The 4,546-nt window shown below is 35.7% G+C and carries 4 protein-coding genes; 3 read left to right on the top strand and 1 reads right to left on the bottom strand.

Annotated features, from left to right (window positions below; genetic code table 11):
* The first annotated feature begins 67 nt into the window (after positions 1-67).
* Positions 68-1,459, top strand: a complete 1,392-nt coding sequence (locus ABJI11_RS13885) for a Gfo/Idh/MocA family oxidoreductase (RefSeq protein WP_348353388.1) — start codon at positions 68-70, stop codon at positions 1,457-1,459.
* Here ABJI11_RS13885 and ABJI11_RS13880 read toward each other — a convergent pair whose 3' ends face one another.
* Positions 1,460-1,933 (bottom strand): Lrp/AsnC ligand binding domain-containing protein, encoded by a 474-nt coding sequence (locus ABJI11_RS13880; RefSeq protein WP_348353385.1) that lies wholly within the window; start codon positions 1,931-1,933, stop codon positions 1,460-1,462.
* Between the two features lie 504 nt (positions 1,934-2,437).
* On the opposite strand from ABJI11_RS13880, the gene ABJI11_RS13875 reads away from it, so the two are divergent.
* Both ABJI11_RS13875 and ABJI11_RS13870 read left to right on the top strand, forming a co-directional pair.
* Complete coding sequence (locus ABJI11_RS13875; RefSeq protein ID WP_348353382.1) at positions 2,438-3,628, top strand: histidinol-phosphate transaminase; 1,191 nt, start codon at positions 2,438-2,440, stop codon at positions 3,626-3,628.
* A 125-nt stretch (positions 3,629-3,753) separates the two neighbouring features.
* On the top strand, positions 3,754-4,546 hold a 793-nt coding region (locus tag ABJI11_RS13870), incomplete at its 3' end, for an AEC family transporter (protein ID WP_348353379.1).

The following is a 4,546-nucleotide window of genomic DNA, read 5'->3' as shown; positions in this document are numbered from 1 at the left end:
CAAGACGATAATTATTTGGTATTTTTAATTGCTTACAACAACAACTAATTTCAACGCATTTCAACTCATGAGTCAAAAAAATTCAAGAAGGTCGTTTATAAAACGGGCTTCACTTACTTCTGCTGCAATAAGTACAACACCGTTTATATTAGCAGCATCTACAAACGAACCTCAACTTTTACAACGAGCATATTCTTTTCAAGGGTTTAGCATAAATGACCAAATCAATATTGCTTTAATAGGCACGGGTATACAAGGTATTTATGATACTCAAGCGGCCTTGCAGGTAACGGGTGTAAAAATCGTTGCCGCTTGTGATCTATATACTGGCAGATTAGAGAGAGCAAAAGAGCTTTGGGGTGGCGATATTTTTGTAACAAGAGATTACCGCGAAATATTACAAAGAAAAGATATTGATGCTGTTCTAATTGCTACTCCCGATCATTGGCACCAAACGATAACAGTTGCTGCATTAAAAGCAGGCAAGCATGTGTATTGCGAAAAACCAATGGTACAAAATTTCAATGAGGGACAAGAAATCATAAAAGCACAACAAGCTTCTGGCAAAATCTGTCAAATAGGTAGCCAGGGTATGGCATCCCTTGGGAATGAAAAAGCAAAGGAACTTTATGAAGATGGTGCTATTGGTGATATAGTTATGTTAGATATGTATAATGATAGGTATTCTGCCGAGGGTGCGTGGCAATATCCTGTGCCAACTGATGCTAATAAAAAAACCGTTGATTTTGATACATTCTTGGGCAAAACACCAAAAGTACCTTATGATAACAATCGATTTTTTAGATGGAGAAACTATAAAGATTATGGAACCGGTGTAGCCGGCGATTTATTTGTTCATGCGTTTTCAACTTTAAATTATGTCATTAGTTCAGACGGACCTAATAGAGCTTTGGCAACAGGAGGACTACGTTATTGGAAAGACGGTAGAGACGTACCAGATGTCTCAATAACACTATATGATTATCCAAAGACCGAAACACACGCACCTTTTAATGCCGCCTTTCGCATTAACTTCATTGCTGGTAGTGGCGGTGGAGGCGGATTTAAATTAATAGGTACCGAGGGAGAAATGGAAGTGGGTCAAAATTCGGTTACCGTAAACCGTTCTAAATTAAGTATGGAACCTAGCGGATATTCTATGATATCATTTACAGAAGATATGCAAGCGCAGATTAGAAAAGAATACGCATCAAAAAAATTAAATACTAGAGCCGGTAGCTTAGCTACGGGATCATCTACTTGGCAAGCACCAAGAGATTATAAAGGAGCGCATTATGATCATTTCTTTAATTTTTTCAGCAGTATTAGAAATAAAGAGAAAGTAATTCAAGATCCAAAATTTGGATTAAGAGCTGCAGGTGCGGCTCTTTTGGCAAACGAAAGCTATTCAAGAAAACAGCCTGTTAATTGGAATCCAAAAGAAATGAAACTGATGTAATCAATCTTCCTCTACTTCTACGAATTGAATGTGGCGTTCTAAGTTCTCTTCAATAGAAATAAAAGATTCTATACCGCGTATACCAGAAATACTAAGAATTTCATCTTGATACACTTGCTTATAGTGAAAACTATCTCTTGCATGCATCTTTATAAAGACATCGTATTTTCCGGTTACGTGGTGTATTTTAACCACTTCCTCAATTTCATTCAACCGTGCCATTACCTTTTTAAAAAGGCTGATTTCACTTAAGAAAATACCTAAGAAAATAGTCATCTTCCATCCCATCTTTGCATAGTCTAGACTAAGGGTAGCTCCAGTGATTAATCCCATTTCCCTCATTTTTCGCATTCGCATGTGAACCGTACCTGGAGATACAATCAACTTCTTCGCCACATCTGTATAAGGGGTCTGTGCATTTTCTGCCAAAATGTTTAAAATACTGAAATCAACTTGGTCTAATTTGTTCCTCATCTGTCTAGTTGGTTTAAATGACAACTTCAATAAAAGCTTAATATTTATTGAACAATTGTAGGCTTTTAAGCTATTTTAACAAATTTAATTTATAGTTATCATATTTTTAGTATTAATATGGCAATAAAAGAGCATATAATTGAGGTTTTGTTTATTTTTCTATAAACAAATTATTGATTACGTAAAAAGCACTTCTAGCCTAAATATTACCAAATTGATAATTTTAAACAAATCATTGATTTAAAAATCAAATTAAAGTAATTATTAAGACCAGAAAATAACAATTACTCAATAAAAACCTTTACAGACATCCTCTACACCTATCCTTATATACTATAGGTATTTCCATAATTCTTGAACATTCGATAATATTGTTAAATAAGAAACACCAACAATTATCGGTATTAAAACAATGATTTTACACAGATAAAAAGGTGGAGCAATCATCTCCTTTTTATGATGCATTAAATCAACCATATTCCAACATTTCAAACTTAAACACATATGAAAACATCAGTAAACAGAAGAGATTGGCTTAAAAAAGGAGTGCTTACCGCAGCAGGTGTAATGGCAGCTCCTTATTTAACCTATGGAGCTTTCCCATCACAAACTATTACGCTAGATGCGAAAGGAGATATACCTTACACTCCATTTTTTAAAGAGTATTTACCAAGTGCACCAACACAACCTTTAAAGCTTGCAGCAAAATTGAACGCAAACGAGAATCCTTACGGACCCTCACCTATGGCGGTTTCTGCAATGCAAGAATATGCCCCTAAGGGAAACAGATATGCTTGGAAAGAACTATATCAACTGATGGATAAAATTGCAGTTGAAGAAGGCGTTAAACAAGAAAATATAATGATGGGTCCTGGATCTTCCGATCTATTGGAAAAAACAGCAATGGTATTCTTTCAAAATGGAGGAAATATCGTTTCTGCCGATCCAGCGTATATGTCACTAATCAAGGTTGCAGAAGCTACAGGAGCAACATGGAAGCCGATTCCTCTAAAAAAAGATTGGTCTCATGATTTAGCAGCAATGGAAGCTGCTGTAGATGACGAAACTAAACTAGTATATATCTGCAACCCAAATAACCCAACAGGTAGCATGACCGACCATTCAGAACTGATTGATTTCTGTTCTCGAGTATCTGAAAAGACTCCTATTTTTGTTGACGAAGCTTATTTAGGCTTTTTAGACGACGCTGCTAAAAAGAGTATGGTATCTCTTATCAACGAAGGTAAAAATGTTATCATTGCCCGTACTTTTTCTAAAATTCAAGGAATGGCCGGTTTACGTGTAGGCTATGTTGTTGCCCAACCAGAAACATTAAATATAATACAAAAAATCACCCGTGGTGGCATGGGTATTTCATTACCATCAGTTTATGCTGCAATGGCTAGTATGGAAGATGTTGCTTTTAAAGATCAAACCAGAAAACTGAATAAAGAATGTAGGGAATACGTTTATGAAAATCTTGATCGCTTAGGTTTTGAATACGTACCATCCTCTACCAGTTTTATCATCTTTCCAATACAAATGAACGGAAAGCCATTTTTGGAAAAAATGACTAAGGAAGGTGTAGGTGTACGAGCATTTGAAATCTACGGAAAAAACTGGTGCCGTGTAAGTATGGGTACTATGGATGAGATGAAGTTATTTACGACCGCACTCGAAAAAGTGCTCGTTTAAGTTAGAATTAGTCCCGGAGTTGAAAAGAGAGAAGAATTGCCTTGACACAACTAACTTGAATTCAACTCCTTCGGACTATTCACAAACTAAGTACCAAGAACTTCATTAACGAAACCTACCAAAGAATGGATTTTGCATTACAAAAAACCCTTGAGTTAATACTTATCATTGGTCTTGGTGTATTATTACAAAAGAAGGTTGCAAAACAAGATTTAAAAGGAGTTAAAGTTTTAATACTAAGTGTTGCCCTTCCCGCAACAATCTTTGTTGCACTCCTTAAAATAGAGCTTAACGGAACTTTATTGGCCTACCCCTTAATGGCTTTGACCTTCAACTTGTTAATGTTGCTAGCCAGTAAATATTTTTTAGCGGCATCCTTACCTAACGAAGAGAATAGTAAAAAACGGACCTTGATGATGCTATTGCCATCTACTGCACCTGGTCTATCTTGCTTTCCTTTTATTGTAGCTTACTTAGGTGATGATACCTTGGCGCTGGCTGCACTTGCAGATATTGGAAATAAAATATTCGTTTTGATACTACTGTACATGCTAGCCATGCATTGGTATAGAAAGAATTCAATTACCGAGAAAAAAGAATCATCTAAGAGCAAACTAAAGGGTTTAATGGTATCATTAATTAATGAACCCATAAACATGGTAATAGTAGTAGGTTTGATAATGCTAGGCTTTGGATTGAACCTTTCTTCTCTTCCTTCTTTTTTTCAAAACACTGCGTTAAGTATAAAAGGCTTAATGACCCCATTGGTTCTACTATTTATTGGTATGGCAGTTAGAATAAATTCTGGGGAATTTAAACTAATCTTATCCATGTTATTACGTAGAAGTGGTATAGCATTTTTACTTAGCGGAGTTTTTGCTTTTATTTTACCCGGGTTAACACCGGCTATGATTCTAC

The sequence above is a fragment of the Maribacter sp. genome (genome assembly GCF_039968975.1).
GTDB lineage: Bacteria > Bacteroidota > Bacteroidia > Flavobacteriales > Flavobacteriaceae > Maribacter.
The sequence above is the reverse complement of the archived record's forward strand: the minus strand, read 5'-3'. Positions and strand labels throughout refer to the sequence as shown.

Bases quoted from the DNA above. Each gene is read 5' to 3' on its own strand.
- ABJI11_RS13875 (WP_348353382.1), top strand. From the start codon at position 2,438: ATGAAAACATCAGTAAACAGAAGAGATTGGCTTAAAAAAGGAGTGCTT.
- ABJI11_RS13880 (WP_348353385.1), bottom strand. From the start codon at position 1,933: ATGAGGAACAAATTAGACCAAGTTGATTTCAGTATTTTAAACATTTTG.
- ABJI11_RS13885 (WP_348353388.1), top strand. From the start codon at position 68: ATGAGTCAAAAAAATTCAAGAAGGTCGTTTATAAAACGGGCTTCACTT.